This window comes from Hafnia sp. CBA7124 (genome assembly GCF_002355555.1).
Taxonomy (GTDB): Bacteria; Pseudomonadota; Gammaproteobacteria; order Enterobacterales; family Enterobacteriaceae; genus Hafnia; species Hafnia alvei.
In genome coordinates, this window is record NZ_AP017469.1 from 2,316,554 (window position 1) to 2,333,117 (window position 16,564).

The window sequence follows — 16,564 nt, forward strand, 5'->3', positions numbered from 1 at the left end:
GCCCCTCGAGGGTCTTTTTCATTTCGAATCAATACCATCCTGCATAAATTCGTCGATCATAAGTGACTTAAAGGCATGGCTTGCCGCGCTAATATAGTGCGTTTTATGCAACAACAAGGCTGCCGTGCGTTCGGGTAACGAGGGCACCAAACTGATGGCGTGCATTTCACGTTGTTTTTCAATAATGGCCTGAGGAAGCACAGAGACTAATTCGCTGCTTTTAACCAAATCGAGGATCGTGCTAATGGAATTGGCCTCGATGGCCAAATGAGGTTTTAGCTGATGCTGGTCAAAGTAGCTGTCGATATAGGCACGCGTAGCGAAATCCTGACTTAATAGCGCCATCGGCACGGCTGAGATCTCATCCAGCGTCATTTTTTCTTTGCTGTATAGCGGGCTATTTTCCCCCACGGCGACGGCCAGTACTTCAGAAAACAGAGGGAGATAATCGATATGTTCAGCGTTGTGAGAAACAAACGCCAAGCCGAGATCCAACTCATTTTCCTGCAAGTCTTTTTCTAACTGCTCCTGCGAGAGCTCACGCAGATGCAGCTGAATGTTGGGATATAGCTGATAAAAACGTTTAAACAATGGGCCGATCAAATAGGCGCTAAACGTGGGCGTAAAGCCAACCCGTAAACTTCCTCGGCTTAAATCCTGCACATCATGGATCGCTCGATACCCCATTTCTAGCTCATTCAGCGCACGACGCGCATGTTCAAGGTAGACCTCTCCCACGTCGGTTGGACGCACTATCCGGTGTGAACGATCGAGCAAAGCGACGCCCAACTGCTCCTCTAACTGCTTAATTTTTTGGGAGAGCGCGGGTTGAGAAAGGCAGACCTCTTCTGAAGCGCGGGTGAAGTTTCGATGTTTGACAACAGAAAGAAGAGCACGGAGATTGCGGAGAAACATAACACCTACTATTCAAAAAAATTATACAAAGTATAAAAAATGGCACTTAGACATTATAGAGAAATAACCGCATTCTTGCTGCACGTTTTAGCACGCAGGAAAATATGATGCAGAACATCATCAAAGGCTTTTTAAAATTTCAGCAGGAATGCTTTCCGCAGCGTACCAAGCTGTTCAAAGATCTGGCGAATAACCAGAGCCCTAGCGTCCTTTTTATAACTTGTTCCGACAGCCGTGTTGTGCCGGAATTTCTGACTCAGCAGGAACCAGGCAATCTTTTCGTTATTCGCAATGCGGGTAATCTGGTTCCCTCTTACGGCCCTGAAGTCGGCGGTGTTTCCGCCAGCGTTGAATACGCGGTAGCCGCTTTAGGCGTAACCGATATCGTAATCTGCGGGCATTCCGACTGCGGAGCCATGACGGCGATTAACCAAGGTGTCAGCCTAGACCATATGCCGATGGTGGCTCAATGGCTGAAACATGCCGATGCTGCCAAACTGGTCAATGCGACCCGTTTCTATGCGTCCGAAGCCGATAGCTTGAATGGCATGGTGCAGGCTAACGTCGTAGCACAACTTTCCAACCTAAAAACGCATCCTTCGGTGGCGGTCGCCATCGAGCAAGAACGACTCAACCTGCACGGCTGGGTCTACGACATTGAGAGCGGAGAAATGCTGACCCTTGAAGGGAAAAGCAAACAATTCGTTTCGCTGAGTGAAAATCCTTACGCATGCGCTTTAGCATCACACCGCGCAGCCAATGCAGCCTAATTCATTGACTATTTTGGAGAACATTATGACTCAAACACTGACCACTCAAAACGCACGTATCACCCTGACAGAAAACATTATTATGGCCAAAATGGCGAAAAATCTGTCTTGGCAGGATCTGGCCGACGGCACGAATATGAGTATCGCCTTCGTTACCGCAGCGTTATTAGGCCAACATCCATTGCCGGAACATGCCGCGCAAAAAATCGTAAAACAACTCGAGCTGCCAGAAGATGCCGCTTTGTTATTGCAGGCGATACCATTGCGCGGTTCTATTCCTCAGGGCATCCCAACCGACCCAACCATTTATCGTTTCTACGAAATGCTGCAGGTTTATGGCACTACGTTGAAAGCGTTGGTGCACGAACAATTCGGCGATGGCATCATCAGCGCCATCAACTTCAAGCTGGATATTAAGAAAGTGGAAGATCCTGACGGAGGTTCACGCGCAGTGATTACTTTTGACGGGAAATATTTGCCAACCAAACCATTCTAATTTTAGGCAAATAAAAAATCCCCCAGCGGTCGTGTTTAACCACTGGGGGATTTATTGATAACGTACGTACTATACAGCCGCTTTTACAGCGCAACGGCCGCGAACTGATGCACCGGCTGAGCGATCAGATCCTGAGCTGCAACAACCTGCAACTCATATTCCCCCATTTCTTTGGTGGTCAGCATCACTTCATAGACTGCTGCGGTCACATGTTCTAAGGCTTTCTTCAATGGTTCACCCTTCAGCATGTTCACCAGCAACAAACCACTGGTTAAATCACCCACGCCAACCGGCTGGCGAGCGCCAAAATCGACCAGCGGACGGCTGATGTGCCACGCTTCGTCGGCGGTAACTAAGATCATTTCAAAGCGATCTTTATGATAACCGGCGTAGGACAAATGTTTGACCAGAACCACTTTCGGTCCGCGAGCAATAACGCTGCGAGCAGAAACCAGCGCTTCTTCTACGCTGTTAATGGTATGTCCCGTCAACTGTTCCAGCTCCAACAGATTAGGGGCCATGATGTCACTGCTGGCAACGGCATCACGCGCAAAGAATTCCGCTACGCCTGGTGCAACGATACATCCTTTTTCTGGGTGCCCCATCACTGGGTCGCAGAAATACCAAGCATTTGGATTGGCAGCTTTGACTTTGCGTACAATATCCAAAATATGCCCGCCCTGTTCTGGCGAACCAATATACCCACTCAATACGGCATCGCAGTTTTTAAGCTGATCGATGTCTGCAATTCCCTGCACAATTTCTGTCAAATGATTGGCTGGCATCACACAGCCAGTCCAGTGACCGTACTGGGTATGATTTGAAAACTGAACGGTGTTCAGTGGCCAGACGTTTACGCCCATACGACGCATTGGAAACTCAGCGGCGCTGTTTCCTGCATGACCAAAAACCACATGAGATTGAATAGATAGGATATTTTTCATGGATGCGACCTACTTCACTGTCGCTCTCGACAGCGGGTTATTCATATTAAGGGGAAAATAAGGGGGACCTGAGTCCCCCTTTTATTGCATCCGTGGCTTATTTCCAGCAAATCAGGCAGTAATTCTTTTTACCGCGACGCAATAAAGTAAAGCGTCCGAACAGACGGTCAGCATCGCTGAAGGTATATTCCGGATCAGACTGTTTTTCACCATTGATGGTAATTGCATTTGACGCGATAGTTTTACGCGCTTGACCACGAGACGGCTGTAGCTCGGAATCCACCAGCGCCTGTTGCAAGTCTGCATCACGCGCTAGTTCAACCATTGGCATACCGTCCTGAGCTAACTGAGCAAAGTCAGCTTCGGTCATTTCGCTCAATGCACCAGAGAACAGGCTCTGGGTAATACGTTTTGCAGCGGCTAATCCTTCTTCGCCGTGAACCATGCGGGTCACTAGCTCAGCCAGCACGTATTGTGCACGCGGCGCTTTGCCACTGTTTTTGTCTTCTTCTTCCAGCGCGTCGATATCCTTCAGATCCATAAAGGTGAAGAACTTCAGGAAGCGATACACGTCCGCATCGGCGGTGTTGATCCAGAATTGATAGAATTTGTACGGACTAGTTTTCTTCGGATCCAGCCATACTGCGCCACCTTCGGTTTTACCGAATTTGGTGCCATCGGCTTTGGTGATCAACGGAACGGTTAAGCCCCAAACCTGTTTCTGGTGCAGACGACGGGTTAAATCGATACCTGAAGTGATGTTGCCCCACTGGTCAGAACCACCGATTTGCAGCTCAACGCCGTGCAGCTCATTCAGGCTAGCAAAGTCATAACCTTGCAGCAGGTTGTAGGAGAACTCGGTGAACGAGATACCCACATCATCACGGTTCAGGCGCTGTTTTACCGCTTCTTTGTTGATCATCTGATTAACAGAGAAGTGTTTACCGATATCACGCAGGAAGGTCAGCACGTTCATATTGCCGAACCAATCGTAGTTGTTGGCTGCAATAGCGCTGTTTTCGCCACAGTCGAAATCGAGGAACGGTGCAACCTGATGGCGGATTTTATCCACCCACTCGTGCACGGTATCCTGCGTATTCAGTTTACGCTCGGTGGCTTTAAAGCTTGGGTCACCGATAAGCCCAGTCGCGCCGCCCACCAAGGCAACAGGTTTGTGGCCTTCTAGCTGGAAGCGTTTCAAGCACAGCAACGGAACCAGATGGCCCAAGTGCAAGCTGTCAGCGGTCGGATCGAAACCGCAATACAGTGCTAGTGGCCCTTGCGCCAGTCGCTCTGCCAACGCTTCTTCATCCGTTACCTGGGCAATGAGGCCCCGCTCTTGCAGTTGTTTAATCAGGTTGCTGCTCGCCATTAAAGACTCCATTAGATTTTAATTTACTACCGCGCGTTCCATACGAGTGATAGTTCGTGCGGGTGATAAGCCCTATAGAATAAAGGGGTCACGCCCATCGCGCTAGATTTAACTGGTGTTTTTCGCTGATTAAGGCGCCAACCGGTCAATTTCCCACGCATCGCCTTGGCGCTGATAAATAAAACGGTCGTGTAAGCGGTTTTCTCGCCCTTGCCAGAACTCCATCGAGTTAATTTTTACACGATATCCGCCCCAGAAGCTTGGCAGTGGAATTTCGCCTTGTAGGAATTTCTGTTTCAGCTCGAGGAACTTGCCTTCCAAGATGCCGCGCGTTGAAATGCGCGATGACTGATGAGATACCCACGCGGCGATTTGGCTGTCTTTCGGCCGACTATGGAAATATTTCATCACTTCTAAGGTAGAAAGTTTTTCTGCCGTACCTAATACGCTGACTTGGCGATCGAGCATATGCCACGGGAAATGCAGGCTAATATGCGGATTCTCTTCCAGCTGTTGCGCCTTGCGGCTGCCCAGATTGGTGTAAAACACCATTCCTTGCTGGTCAAAATGCTTGAGTAACACAATACGCTGATACGGTTGGCCATTTTTGTCTACCGTCGCCACGCACATGGCCGTGGGATCGGCTAAACGTGCCTCACAGGCCTGTTTCAACCAGCGCTCAAACATCTCCAGCGGATCGTCCGTCAGATCGCTTCGGCGCAGTCCACCACGCACGTATTCACGACGCAGATCGGCAACATCAAACTCGTTGTTTTCACTCATATTCAGCAGTCCGTCACAAGTCCAGAACGCTATTCTGCTCCCGTGGCGGGATAATCTCAATTCACTCACGGCTATCGTTGTCGCTACATTAGCCATTATTGAGGGAGAAAGGAGGCCTACGCGTAAACCACCTCTCCATCTGAAGACGGCAAAAGTTATCTATTAAACTGAATTAAAAGTGGTTTTTTATAACACCAGGAAATTTGCAGATAGGCAGTGACAGTACACCGCATGTTATAGGGACAGTCATCATACGCAAGGGATAAGACGGTTGGGGCCGCTGAAGCAGCCCCAGAAAGGATTAAGATTTCAGCACACAGTCGTTAATAATGATTTGATCGTTGCGTTCGATAAACGCGGTATTGCCTTTAGACCAGAAAGTGTACTTGCCATCGCTGTAGCGCGCACCGGAAGCAGAAACGACCTGAGGCAACGTCAATTGGTTGCCATCCATGATGAAACTGACCTGATCCTTTTGGTTATCCACGGTTACGGTCAACGATGTGGTGCCACACTGGTAGCTCAACGCCTCAGGTGTAGCCTCTTTATGCGCGGTCTGGCAACCTGCCAGCAATAAAATCGCACCTGCGGTACAGATATATTTCAACATGAACGTTCTCCCACTGTACTTTCAAATTAGATAACAAAATCAAATGGCGTGATTGGCCGGATAGATAGCGCCAAGGACGGTTTCCTGTGAAGCGCCGGTGACGGAAGGCAAGTTACCGGGCAAACCGGATAACGTGCGGTAAGCCAGCCATGCAAAGGCCAACGCTTCCATATCATCGCCGCTCACGCCATAGGCGTCAGTACTACAAACTTCAGTTCCCGCCAGCAACGCCGCCATACGACTCATAATGAGCGGGTTTCTCGCCCCGCCGCCGCACACCAATAAGCGTTCACATCCCCCCGCTAATTGAACCTGATCGCAAATACTGATTGCGGTGAGTTCCACCAGCGTTGCCTGAACGTCTACGGCAGCAATCGGCGGGAATTGAGACAGTTGTTGTTCCAACCATCCCAAATTAAACAGTTCTCGTCCCGTGCTTTTCGGTGCAGGACGAGCAAAATAAGGCGCCGCCAAAAGATGTTGCAATAAAGGCTGATTCACCGAACCCTGTTTTGCCCACGCGGCATCTTCGTCATAGGCCTTGCCGTGATTACGCCAAATCCAAGCATCCAGCAGCATGTTGCCGGGGCCGGTATCGAATCCTCTGACCGGTAAACCCGGTAAAAGCAGGGAGAGATTGGCAATGCCACCGATATTAAGCACCATGCGCCGCTCAACCGGATGCGTGAGTAGTGCATGGTGGAAAGCAGGCACTAACGGTGCGCCCTGCCCGCCGTAGGCCATATCGCGCCGGCGAAAATCACCCACGGTGGTAATCGCAGTGAGTGCGGCAACACGGTTATTATCCCCTAACTGCATGGTAAACGGATTCTCGCCCTCGGGCTGGTGCCAAACGGTTTGCCCGTGACAGCCAATGGCCGTAATGTCCTGCGGTGTTAGCGAGGCTTGCTTTAATAAATGGTTAATCGCCTCGGCATAAAGACTTCCCATTTGCCGGTCTAACTCACCGACCTGCGCCAGCGTCACCGCCTGCCCTTGGCACATGCCTAAAATAGATTCTTTTACGGCTATAGGAATGGGATGTGAATATCTGCTTTGCTGTGCAACCATCCGCTCATCAATAGCGGCAATAACAACGTCGATCCCGTCAAGGCTGGTTCCTGACATCACGCCAATGTACCGTCCCGATCTCATTTCATCGTCCTTATTTATTTTCGTTAGTTGAAATTAGCCTCTTGTGACACTAAACGGAACCGGATTTATCTAATTTCCGTGTCAATATCATAAACATTCCTGACCTTTCTTGACGTAATATTTTCCTCGCGAACGATTCGTAGGCTGAGAAAATGCAGTAAAATAGTAAAAGAGTTGGTGATTATTTAAACCGACAAAACTTAAACGGTCGTTTATTGTTGGTTGAGTCAATCATCTGTATGCTACAGCGATACAGGCATTGGTATAGGCAATAGTTTGTTTATAGCCAACCTTTTAGAGTAAACACACAGCCGTAACGACGGGCAACAAACAAGCCAGCGCGTAGAAGGCTAGAATGGAAGGAATATTGTTATGATTAAGCGTCTTATTGTTATCGCTCTTGCCGGCGCTTCATTGGCTGGTTGTGCTAACACCAGCACATTATCTGGTGACGTTTATACTGCGGGTCAGGCTAAAGAAGTTCAGCAGGTTACTTACGGTAGCATCGTGTCAATTCAGCCGGTTCGTATTCAGGCTGGCAACGATAGCAACGTGATTGGCTCTATCGGCGGCGCGGTCTTAGGTGGTTTCTTAGGTAACACCGTAGGCGGCGGTACAGGTCGGAGCTTGGCAACAGCGGCTGGCGCAGTTGCGGGTGGCTTAGCCGGTAACAGCATCGAAGGCGCCGTTAACCGCACCGATGGTGTGCAGTTAGTGGTTCGTAAAGACGATGGCAAAACGATTGCCGTGGTGCAGAAAAACGGCAGCAAACCTTTCGCGGTTGGTCAGCGTGTCATGCTGCTGTCTAGCGGCAGCAGCGTCAGCGTCTCAGCGACTAACTAAGCCTAAATGGTTTAGCTAAACGAGATCACGAAACCGGAGGCAATGCCTCCGGTTTTTTTTGGTTTGCTGTTAGTAATTAAAAATAATTATAATTATTTGTTTTGTAAGTGAATTATATTTTGTTCCAGACGTTCAACTAAGCTAGTCAGCAGTGTCACTTCTTCTGGTGAAATTCCAGATAAGATCTCACCACGTGTCATCGTGATAACGTCATTAACTTCCTTGATAATTGGTGCAGCTTCTTCCGTTAACTTGATGCGTTTAGCGCGGCGATCGTTTGCACAGGTATGGCGCGTAATTAAGCCCTTCTCTTCAAGCTGGTCCAACGTACGAACTAATGAAGGTTGCTCTATGCCGATAGCTTTAGCCAGTTGGATCTGAGACTGCTCCGGCGGCAAACGATTAATATTGTATAGAGTGACCCAATGCGTTTGTGTCAATTCAAGCGGCTTCAAACGCTGGTCGATTAACGCTCTCCATACACGAACTAATCGTGCTAAATCTGAGCCTAGTGTCGATTCCAATTTATTCTCCTTATAATTAGCGTGCTAAGATACTCACCCAGAGTAGCTCCTAGTTTGGTTCTCAATCGTAAAAATTTCAAATGTATATCTATTACCTCCAAAAAATAATCTATGCTTATGGACAATTAACATCTATGTTACCTATAAATCTTTTAAGGGATCGGGAGTGGTAAACATGGACATCCTCTCATCATCACAAGGCTCGCCTTTACCGGATCTGATATTAGGCGCATCGCTCTATTTTCCGCCTATTTTTAAAGCTATTTTACTCGGCATTGTTTTCTGGCTGCTTATTCATCGCTTATTCCGTGATGTGATTTACTCTGGCGATATTTGGCATCCGACACTGATGGATTTGTCAATTTTCGTCATTTGTGTAAGCACCAGTCTTTGGCTATTAACCAGTTGGTAAAATAATATGAAACAGAACACATTACGCTACTTCTCAACGGTTATAGTTTGTGCAATTGCAATCACCGCTGGCTGGTGGGCTTGGAATTATTATATGCAATCACCTTGGACGCGAGATGGAAAAGTGCGTGCCGAGCTCGTCAATATTACACCAGAAGTATCGGGAAAAATAATTAAAGTAAATATCAGTGATAACCAACAGGTAAAACAAGGCGACCTGTTATTTGCTTTAGACCCAACCCCATTCGAAATTGCGCTGAGTAATGCCAATGCCGCGATGGCTAAAGCGGAGTCAGACTTGGCCAAAGCTAACCACGAAGCGACTCGCCGTGGCAACCTGCCGCGTAACGTTATCTCCGCAGAAGACTTAGACGAAGCCCAACTGAATGCGCAAGCAATGAAAGCAAATTATAAATCCGCACAATCTAATTTGGAACAGGCTCAGTGGAATTTACACCACACCAATATTTATGCTCCAGTCAGCGGGTTTATAACTAATTTACAAACCCGCGTAGGAAATTATGCCTCTATTGGCTCACCGCTCGTGGCTCTTATTGATATTAATTCGTTTTATGTGATGGGTTATTTCGAAGAAACTAAACTCAAACATATAAACATCGGAAATAACGTGGATATAACTCTGTATAACGGAAATATTCCATTACAGGGACGCGTAGAAAGTATTGGTCGTGCAATTTATGACCAAAGCGTCGAAAGCAGCGATAATATGCTACTTAATGTCAAACCGAACGTCCCTTGGGTACGACTAGCTCAACGGGTACCGATCCGAATTAAGCTTGAAAATATTCCTAAGGATATTTTGCTGGTTGCGGGAACCACCTGCACAATTTCTGTTCGCAGCCATTAACAGGACAGTCTTGTGAATTTATCTTGGCTAGATTGGCGCAACACTCCATGGGCAAAAGCCAACGCTGGACAATGGCGTTACGCGCTGCGCAACGCCATCGCAATGTGTTTGGCGCTCTGGGTCGCTTTTTTATTGGATCTAGATGAACCCTATTGGGCGTTTACGTCTGCCGCCGTGGTCAGTTTTCCTACGGTTGGCGGAGTTATCAGTAAAAGTATTGGTCGTATCGCTGGGAGTTTGCTTGGCGCGGCGGCATCGGTTCTGATTGCCGGACAATGTCTTAATGACCCTTGGCTGTTTACCTTTTACATTGCAGCGTGGATTGCAGTATGCACCTACGTCTCGAATCATTATCAAAATAACGTCGCCTACGCTTTTGCTTTAGCGGGTTATACCGCGGCCATCATTGCTTTCTCAACGGCAGAATCTACCGACAGCATGCAAATTTTTGATATTGCGCAAGCGCGTGTCTGTGAGGTCATTACCGGTTTGCTGTGTGGCGCGTTTATGATGATGCTTCTGCCAAGTACCTCAGACGGAACGAACCTGCTCACGTCACTACGCCGCATGCATCAGCGCCTGCTTGAACATGCAGCCATGCTGTGGCATCCAGAAACCACACCGGAAATGCGAGCATCACACGAAGGATTAATTGGCCAAATCCTGACCATGAATATTCTCCGTATTCAGGCTTTCTGGAGTAACCATCGACTGCGTAGCCGTAACAATGTACTTAACTTCCTGCTCCATCGACAGCTACGCTTAACCAGCGTGATTTCCAGCATTCGTCGGATGCTGGTGAATTGGCCCGATCGCCCGGAGGTTTTGCAAGACGTATTACGAGACATCATAAAAGAACTGCAGGATCCCGAGACAAACAAATATCGTTTAGCCAAAATTCTCAGCCGTATTTATCCGCAGGATCCAAGCGATTATCGGCTACGCACGTTTTATCTACGCCTACGTTATTTCTGCTGGCTTTATCTGCAAGGTAGCCGCTGGATACGCCACGTCGAAAACTCAACGCCAGAAGATAGTTTTTCACCGCCAAAGGTTCACAGTATCGCACGGCACACGGACAGTATGGAGTCGGCCTATAATGCCCTGCGCACTTTCGTGGTCATCATTATCGGCTGCGCGTTCTGGATGAGTACTCAATGGGATGAGGGCGCTGGCGCATTAACCATTACAGCCATTACCTGTGTGCTTTATTCCACATCCGCATCCCCCATGACGAGTCTAACCACCTTGTTTAAAGCGATGGTGCTGCTGTCTATTGGTTGCTATCTGGCAAAATTTGGGTTGATGATTCAAATCGATGATTTCTGGGTGTTTTGCGCATTCCTACTGCCGGTTCTGCTCACCATGCAGTTGCTCAAACTACAAAATCCCAAAACAGCGGCGCTGTGGGGACAGCTGATTGTCTTTATGGGCTCATTTTTGTTAGTAACCAACCCACCAGAATATGATTACAGCAGCTTCGTAAACGATAACATCGCGAAGATTTGTGGTGTTTTGCTGGCCGCCGTAGCATTTCAGATTTTGCGTCCAAGCTCTGATAAACGTAAAAGCCGCCGAATCATTCGAGCTCTGCGCCTAGATTTTATGGATCAGATAAGCCGTCATCCTCAACAAGATGAAAGCCAGTTCGAGTCACGGATTTATCATCGAATCAGCCAACTCAACCAAAGCAAGGATGAAGTGTCGCGTATTTGGGTGCTGCGTTGGGGCGTGGTCTTACTCAATTGTAGCCATATTGTTTGGCAACTCCGTGAATGGCAGACGCGTTCCGATCCGCTTTCAGCGGTTCGCGACGTTTGCATACACTGCTTGAAAGGGATCATGACGGAGAAAGGCGTTCAGCATGAGTCGCTCGATGGAACCTTAGCTGAACTGTTAAGGATCAGCGATGTACTGTCTCGTCATCCTGACCAAAGCGGCCGTGATTTAGCCGGTCTGGTGTGGCGCTTATATTGTTCTTTATCACAGTTGCAGCAGAGTGTGGTACCAACGGTGGCAAATAAGGCCTGAAATATCAGAACAACGAGGGTTGTTCCGGCGAGTTAATTTGTTCGGCATTATCGTTGCGCCGCTGACGTAAAAAGCGTTGGCGGCACAAACGCAGTACATCACGTTTTTGTGGATCGCTCAGTTTCATCCAGCCAAACCGCTCTTCTCGGCTACGCATACAGCCGCGGCAATAACCCCGCTCATCCGCCTGGCATATACCTCGACACGGGCTGGGAATTTCAAAAAACTCAAGCTGCTGGGCCACAATATACCTCCTGCTTACCATCCTAAGTGAAGACGCAAACAAGGAACTGAGCAAATCAATTTCTAGTTAATATTCTGTATCTTTATATGTCTGGAAGTAATTCCGCAAGCAGAGCATGGCCTGTCGGCTCTTTTCTGTATGGACTCTCTCAAGCGTTAGCGCATGCAGCTTAAGCGGCGTTGGTCGCCATTCCGGTAATAACACCACCAGATCGCCTCTTTGCAGCTCATGGCTGATTTCATACAGCGGCTGCACTGAGATCCCTAATCCCTCCAAGGTAAATGCGCGCAACACATTCATGCTACTACTGCCGGTGGCGATATCGGGTAAACGAATTTTACACGTCTCCCCGCTGCGTTTTTGTAAGGTGATTGACGTTGGAATCGCATCGTTGGTATTGATCAGCCATTGATGCTGCGTCAATTCATGCGGCGCCTCAGGTATCCCGCTGCGATTTAAATAACGCGGCGATGCACATAACACCATCGGCCACGTTGCGAGCGGATGAGCAATATAAGACGCGTCATCCAGTTGTCGATTGACCCGCAAAGCAATATCCGCGCGAACCTCAATTAAATTGATAATTTCATCGTTGGCTAAGATCCGCAGGCTCAGCTTAGGATGCGCCTGCAATAATGGAGCAAGTGCCTGCGCAAGCGGCGTTCCACCAAGCCCTATCGTTGTGGCAATGCGCAACTCACCGACCAACGTATCGCGCATTTCGGCCAATCGTTGCTCTGCCTGACTCGCCTCATTCAACATAGCTTTGCAGCCAGGGTAAAATGCCGCGCCTGCATCGGTGAGCGTGAGTTTTCGCGTCGAACGATGCAGCAGCGTTACCCCGAGATCTTGCTCCAGCGTTCGCATATGTTGACTCACTGCGGAAGCGCTCATGCCTAAACGTCGCCCCGCCGCACTCAATGAGCCTTCCGCGACAACAACGGCAAAGACCGCCATACGATTAAGTTTATCCATCGAATTACGCCCTTCATCTTGAAGTTTTACTTAAAGAAGTTAGTGGCAATATGCCACTTATCAGCCATGCTGTTAAGGCTTAAAGTTTCTCTATCGCAACCAATATCGCAACCAATGTTGAAAAAGGAATGAATGATGAAACTCGCTATTATCGGTGCAACAGGTTTTGTGGGTCGTGTGGCTGTTAACGAAGCGTTGGCTCGGGGTCATGAAGTGACCGCCATCGCGCGTCATACCAAAGATTTACCCACTAACAGCCATTTGCATATTGCACTTGGCGACGTGACCGACATTGATTGGCTAGCACAAACGTTGAAAGGCGTAGATGCCGTAATTAGCGCCTTTAACCCTGGTTGGACCGATCCCGATTTGTATGCCAACTTTGTCAAAGGCAGCAATGCTATTTTGAAAGCGGTCGAAAAATCAGGTGTGAAACGCTTCTTGGTCGTTGGTGGCGCGGGTAGCCTTGAAGTTGCGCCTGGCGTTGAGCTGATCGATACCCCACAGTTCCCCGCGGAGATCCGCCCTGGCGCGCAAGGTGCTCGCGAGCTGCGCGACGCTTTACGTGCAGGTAGCTCACTGGATTGGACGGTATTATCCCCTGCGGCCATGCTGGCACCGGGTCAACGTACCGGCAACTTCCGTTTGGGTACAACGTTATTGCTGATGAACGGTGATGCGCCGGCCAATATTTCCGTCGAAGACCTTGCCGTTGCCATTCTGAATGAAATTGAACAACCACAATTTATTAAGCAGCAATTCACAGCCGCTTACTAAGCCACAATTCCCTCCAAATTCCTCTTTCTCACGGACAGCAATACGCTGTCCGTGAGCGTTTTGTTATCTATAACCGCCTATAATTACTGCATTTAAAATTATTTCTTCACAAACTATCTTCGCTTGTATTGACTTAGACCAACTGGTCTATTAGTCTTTGCCCAAGCCTCGCTATCACGTTTTACCCACGACTAACGAGCAAACCTAAACTTCGTCGCGCAAGATAATGCGCAACAACTGCAACAGGATTGACTATGAAAATCGAAAAGTTATTCACACCAGTCACCGTTGGTGACGTTACTCTACCTAATCGCGTTTTCATGGCTCCGCTGACGCGTTTGCGCAGCACAGAACCGGGTGATATCCCAACGCCGCTGATGGGCGAATATTACAACCAGCGCGCAGGCGCAGGTTTGATCATTACCGAGGCCACACAGGTTTCATTCCAAGCCAAAGGTTACGCCGGTGCTCCAGGATTACATACGCCAGAGCAGCTAGCCGCATGGAAAAAAATTGTGTCTGGCGTCCATCAGCACGGCGGGCATATTGCCGTGCAGCTGTGGCACGTGGGCCGCATTTCTCATAATAGCCTCCAGCCAAATCAACAGGCTCCGGTTGCGCCTTCTGCGATTGCCGCCGATACCCGCACCACCGTACGTGATGAAAATGGTCACTGGGTACGCGTATCTTGCTCAGAACCACGCGCCTTAGAAACCAGTGAAATTTCAGGCATCGTTAACGATTTCCGCCATGCGGTAAGCCTTGCGAGCCAAGCCGGCTTTGATCTGGTTGAACTGCACGCCGCACATGGCTATTTGCTGCATCAATTCATGTCACCGGCTTCGAACCACCGTACCGATCAATACGGTGGCAATATTGAAAATCGTGCACGTTTAACGCTGGAAGTGGTTGATGCTGCAATTGCCGAATCTGGCGCAGGTCGCGTTGGGATCCGTATTTCGCCATTGGGCCCGTTCAATGGTCTGGACAATGGTGAAGATCAAGAAGAAGCAGCGCTTTACCTGATCGGCCAACTTAACCAACGTAAAATTGCCTACCTGCATATTTCTGAACCAGATTGGGCGGGCGGTAAACCTTATTCTGAGGCATTCCGTCAGGCGGTTCGCAAACAGTTTAGCGGTGTCATTATCGGTTCAGGCGGTTACAACGCTGAAAAAGCCGAAACGTTGCTGAATCAAGGTCTCATTGACGCGGTGGCTTTTGGCCGTAACTTTATCGCTAACCCTGATTTGGTCGAGCGCTTAGAGAAAAAAGCCCCACTGAATACGCCACATCCAGAAACCTTCTACGGCGGTGACGCCAAAGGCTATACCGATTATCCAACGCTGTAATAGTCATACCTTGGCATAGCTGCCAACCCTCTGACCGCCTCCACTCGGCCAGAGGTTTTTTTATTTACCGCAGCGGCGATTAATCAGGGGCTTTTATTGATCGCTGAAAGTAGGCTGTTACAATGTGTCTACATCCTGTCGCTATTCCAATAGCGAAGCCTTGTCATCAAGGCCATTCTAATTTCAGAGGAAAATTATGCGTTTACTTCATACCATGCTGCGTGTTGGTCACCTGCAACGCTCAATCGACTTCTATACCAACGTTTTAGGCATGCGTCTGCTACGTACCAGTGAAAACGAAGAGTATAAATACTCTCTCGCGTTCGTCGGTTACAGCGATGAAAGCGTAGGTTCCGTTATTGAACTGACCTATAACTGGGGCGTAAACAGCTACGACATGGGCACCGCATTTGGCCATTTGGCATTAGGCGTTGATGATGTTGCGGCAACCTGTGAAAACATCCGCAAAGCGGGTGGCAAAGTCACGCGTGAAGCTGGCCCCGTTAAAGGTGGTAATACTATTATCGCTTTTGTTGAAGATCCTGATGGCTACAAAATCGAACTGATCGAAAACAAACAGGCGGGTGCGGGCTTAGGGAATTAATTTCCCTCCCTTCGGGATAAATCCCGACCGTTTTGCTTAAAAATCCAGCGAACGCATAGCCGTTCGCTTTTTTATGTTTGGCCTGAATGAGAGTCGCCCCACGTTTGCTGACTGCAAACTGCAAAAAAATTTGCCATAATGCGCGCTGCATTCCATAGACCAGAAGTTGAACATGGCTGAAACCACCAATCTTAATACGCTGAGCGCGCGCTTTCGCGGGTTCTATCCTGTTGTCATTGATGTCGAAACTGCGGGTTTTGATGCCAACACCAACGCGCTACTTGAAATTGCGGCAGTCACGTTACGTATGACTGACGATGGATGGTTAGAGCCACATGAAACACTTCATTTCCACGTTGAGCCTTTTGTTGGCTCCGTTCTTGTTCCAGAGGCTCTGGCATTCAACGGTATTGATCCTGAAAATCCATTGCGTGGCGCGGTGAGCGAATACGAAGCCCTGCATGCTATTTTCAAAGCAGTTCGCAAAGGCATTAAAGATCAGGACTGTAATCGTGCGGTAATCGTTGCGCATAACGCGCACTTCGATCATTCATTTGTGATGGCCGCAGCAGAACGTGCTGGTTTAAAACGTAACCCATTCCATCCGTTTGCCACCTTTGATACTGCCGCGCTAAGCGGTTTGGTATTAGGACAAACCGTGCTTGCAAAAGCCTGTATTGCCGCCGATATTCCTTTTGATAGCACTCAGGCTCACTCTGCGCTGTATGATACAGAGCAAACCGCAACGCTGTTTTGTGAGTTGGTAAACCGCTGGAAACGTATGGGTGGATGGCCATTGCCAACACCTGCACCAGAAGAAGCCACCGAATAATCCACCGCTCTTGCTTACTGAACATCGAGTCGGTGTAAGATTTTTTGTTTATAAGTTA

At 48.6% G+C, this 16,564-nt stretch carries 19 protein-coding genes; 10 read left to right on the forward strand and 9 right to left on the reverse strand.

From position 1 onward, the window contains the following. Window positions 1-18: 18 nt before the first annotated feature. Window positions 19-915 carry a transcriptional regulator CynR gene (gene cynR / locus CPY98_RS10635; protein ID WP_043493264.1) on the reverse strand — a complete coding sequence of 299 codons (897 nt, stop codon included), beginning with the start codon at window positions 913-915 and terminating at the stop codon, window positions 19-21. 107 nt (window positions 916-1,022) lie between these two features. On the opposite strand from cynR, the gene CPY98_RS10640 reads away from it, so the two are divergent. Further along, window positions 1,023-1,685 (forward strand): carbonic anhydrase, encoded by a 663-nt coding sequence (locus tag CPY98_RS10640; protein WP_096387630.1) that lies wholly within the window; start codon window positions 1,023-1,025, stop codon window positions 1,683-1,685. A 25-nt stretch (window positions 1,686-1,710) separates the two neighbouring features. Then, the gene (cynS, locus tag CPY98_RS10645) at window positions 1,711-2,181 is read left to right on the forward strand and encodes a cyanase (RefSeq protein ID WP_025801052.1); all 471 of its coding nucleotides are present in this window, start codon (window positions 1,711-1,713) and stop codon (window positions 2,179-2,181) included. Window positions 2,182-2,264: 83 nt separating this feature from the next. Here the strand turns inward: cynS and pdxY are convergent, their stop codons facing one another. From pdxY to anmK, 5 genes are all read right to left on the reverse strand, one after another. Continuing rightward, entirely contained in the window at window positions 2,265-3,125 is an 861-nt protein-coding gene (gene pdxY, locus CPY98_RS10650) for a pyridoxal kinase PdxY (protein WP_025801053.1), read from the reverse strand. Between the two features lie 97 nt (window positions 3,126-3,222). Further along, window positions 3,223-4,497: a tyrosine--tRNA ligase gene (gene tyrS / locus CPY98_RS10655; protein ID WP_025801054.1), complete on the reverse strand. Its 1,275-nt coding sequence runs from the start codon at window positions 4,495-4,497 to the stop codon at window positions 3,223-3,225. Between the two features lie 129 nt (window positions 4,498-4,626). Continuing rightward, complete coding sequence (gene pdxH, locus CPY98_RS10660; RefSeq protein WP_040044902.1) at window positions 4,627-5,280, reverse strand: pyridoxamine 5'-phosphate oxidase; 654 nt, start codon at window positions 5,278-5,280, stop codon at window positions 4,627-4,629. Window positions 5,281-5,581: 301 nt separating this feature from the next. Beyond that, on the reverse strand, window positions 5,582-5,890 hold the full coding sequence (locus CPY98_RS10665) for an MliC family protein (RefSeq protein WP_043493266.1): 309 nt from the start codon (window positions 5,888-5,890) through the stop codon (window positions 5,582-5,584). A gap of 39 nt (window positions 5,891-5,929) precedes the next feature. Beyond that, window positions 5,930-7,045, reverse strand: a complete 1,116-nt coding sequence (anmK, locus tag CPY98_RS10670) for an anhydro-N-acetylmuramic acid kinase (RefSeq protein ID WP_046449293.1) — start codon at window positions 7,043-7,045, stop codon at window positions 5,930-5,932. Between the two features lie 372 nt (window positions 7,046-7,417). On the opposite strand from anmK, the gene CPY98_RS10675 reads away from it, so the two are divergent. Continuing rightward, entirely contained in the window at window positions 7,418-7,888 is a 471-nt protein-coding gene (locus tag CPY98_RS10675; RefSeq protein WP_025801058.1) for a glycine zipper 2TM domain-containing protein, read from the forward strand. Between the two features lie 92 nt (window positions 7,889-7,980). On the opposite strand, the gene slyA is transcribed toward CPY98_RS10675, so the two are convergent. After that, on the reverse strand, window positions 7,981-8,412 hold the full coding sequence (slyA, locus tag CPY98_RS10680; RefSeq protein ID WP_025801059.1) for a transcriptional regulator SlyA: 432 nt from the start codon (window positions 8,410-8,412) through the stop codon (window positions 7,981-7,983). A 175-nt stretch (window positions 8,413-8,587) separates the two neighbouring features. Here slyA and CPY98_RS10685 point away from each other — a divergent pair, with 175 nt between their 5' ends. From CPY98_RS10685 to CPY98_RS10695, 3 genes are read left to right on the forward strand one after another with little or no spacing between them, the layout of a single operon-like run. After that, complete coding sequence (locus CPY98_RS10685) at window positions 8,588-8,824, forward strand: DUF1656 domain-containing protein (RefSeq protein ID WP_025801060.1); 237 nt, start codon at window positions 8,588-8,590, stop codon at window positions 8,822-8,824. Window positions 8,825-8,830: 6 nt separating this feature from the next. After that, window positions 8,831-9,691 (forward strand): HlyD family secretion protein, encoded by an 861-nt coding sequence (locus tag CPY98_RS10690; RefSeq protein WP_096387632.1) that lies wholly within the window; start codon window positions 8,831-8,833, stop codon window positions 9,689-9,691. Between the two features lie 12 nt (window positions 9,692-9,703). After that, a complete protein-coding gene (locus CPY98_RS10695) occupies window positions 9,704-11,722 on the forward strand; it encodes an FUSC family protein (protein ID WP_096387634.1) in 2,019 nt (672 codons plus the stop codon). A gap of 4 nt (window positions 11,723-11,726) precedes the next feature. Here the strand turns inward: CPY98_RS10695 and CPY98_RS10700 are convergent, their stop codons facing one another. Together CPY98_RS10700 and CPY98_RS10705 are read right to left on the reverse strand one after the other, a co-directional pair. Next, on the reverse strand, window positions 11,727-11,966 hold the full coding sequence (locus CPY98_RS10700) for a DUF1289 domain-containing protein (protein ID WP_025801062.1): 240 nt from the start codon (window positions 11,964-11,966) through the stop codon (window positions 11,727-11,729). A 66-nt stretch (window positions 11,967-12,032) separates the two neighbouring features. Beyond that, the gene (locus CPY98_RS10705) at window positions 12,033-12,941 is read right to left on the reverse strand and encodes a LysR family transcriptional regulator (RefSeq protein WP_025801063.1); all 909 of its coding nucleotides are present in this window, start codon (window positions 12,939-12,941) and stop codon (window positions 12,033-12,035) included. 135 nt (window positions 12,942-13,076) lie between these two features. On the opposite strand from CPY98_RS10705, the gene CPY98_RS10710 reads away from it, so the two are divergent. The 4 genes from CPY98_RS10710 to rnt all read left to right on the forward strand — a co-directional run bounded on the left by CPY98_RS10710 (window position 13,077) and on the right by rnt (window position 16,506). After that, a complete protein-coding gene (locus CPY98_RS10710) occupies window positions 13,077-13,718 on the forward strand; it encodes an NAD(P)-dependent oxidoreductase (RefSeq protein WP_096387636.1) in 642 nt (213 codons plus the stop codon). Window positions 13,719-13,972: 254 nt separating this feature from the next. Beyond that, on the forward strand, window positions 13,973-15,070 hold the full coding sequence (locus CPY98_RS10715) for an alkene reductase (protein ID WP_096387638.1): 1,098 nt from the start codon (window positions 13,973-13,975) through the stop codon (window positions 15,068-15,070). Window positions 15,071-15,266: 196 nt separating this feature from the next. Then, window positions 15,267-15,674, forward strand: a complete 408-nt coding sequence (gloA, locus tag CPY98_RS10720; RefSeq protein WP_096387640.1) for a lactoylglutathione lyase — start codon at window positions 15,267-15,269, stop codon at window positions 15,672-15,674. Window positions 15,675-15,846: 172 nt separating this feature from the next. Further along, the gene (gene rnt, locus CPY98_RS10725) at window positions 15,847-16,506 is read left to right on the forward strand and encodes a ribonuclease T (RefSeq protein WP_043493276.1); all 660 of its coding nucleotides are present in this window, start codon (window positions 15,847-15,849) and stop codon (window positions 16,504-16,506) included. Window positions 16,507-16,564 lie beyond the last annotated feature (58 nt).

Bases quoted from the DNA above. Each gene is read 5' to 3' on its own strand.
- cynR (WP_043493264.1), bottom strand. From the start codon at position 915: ATGTTTCTCCGCAATCTCCGTGCTCTTCTTTCTGTTGTCAAACATCGA.
- CPY98_RS10640 (WP_096387630.1), top strand. From the start codon at position 1,023: ATGCAGAACATCATCAAAGGCTTTTTAAAATTTCAGCAGGAATGCTTT.
- cynS (WP_025801052.1), top strand. From the start codon at position 1,711: ATGACTCAAACACTGACCACTCAAAACGCACGTATCACCCTGACAGAA.
- pdxY (WP_025801053.1), bottom strand. From the start codon at position 3,125: ATGAAAAATATCCTATCTATTCAATCTCATGTGGTTTTTGGTCATGCA.
- tyrS (WP_025801054.1), bottom strand. From the start codon at position 4,497: ATGGCGAGCAGCAACCTGATTAAACAACTGCAAGAGCGGGGCCTCATT.
- pdxH (WP_040044902.1), bottom strand. From the start codon at position 5,280: ATGAGTGAAAACAACGAGTTTGATGTTGCCGATCTGCGTCGTGAATAC.
- CPY98_RS10665 (WP_043493266.1), bottom strand. From the start codon at position 5,890: ATGTTGAAATATATCTGTACCGCAGGTGCGATTTTATTGCTGGCAGGT.
- anmK (WP_046449293.1), bottom strand. From the start codon at position 7,045: ATGAGATCGGGACGGTACATTGGCGTGATGTCAGGAACCAGCCTTGAC.
- CPY98_RS10675 (WP_025801058.1), top strand. From the start codon at position 7,418: ATGATTAAGCGTCTTATTGTTATCGCTCTTGCCGGCGCTTCATTGGCT.
- CPY98_RS10685 (WP_025801060.1), top strand. From the start codon at position 8,588: ATGGACATCCTCTCATCATCACAAGGCTCGCCTTTACCGGATCTGATA.
- CPY98_RS10690 (WP_096387632.1), top strand. From the start codon at position 8,831: ATGAAACAGAACACATTACGCTACTTCTCAACGGTTATAGTTTGTGCA.
- CPY98_RS10705 (WP_025801063.1), bottom strand. From the start codon at position 12,941: ATGGATAAACTTAATCGTATGGCGGTCTTTGCCGTTGTTGTCGCGGAA.
- CPY98_RS10710 (WP_096387636.1), top strand. From the start codon at position 13,077: ATGAAACTCGCTATTATCGGTGCAACAGGTTTTGTGGGTCGTGTGGCT.
- CPY98_RS10715 (WP_096387638.1), top strand. From the start codon at position 13,973: ATGAAAATCGAAAAGTTATTCACACCAGTCACCGTTGGTGACGTTACT.
- gloA (WP_096387640.1), top strand. From the start codon at position 15,267: ATGCGTTTACTTCATACCATGCTGCGTGTTGGTCACCTGCAACGCTCA.
- rnt (WP_043493276.1), top strand. From the start codon at position 15,847: ATGGCTGAAACCACCAATCTTAATACGCTGAGCGCGCGCTTTCGCGGG.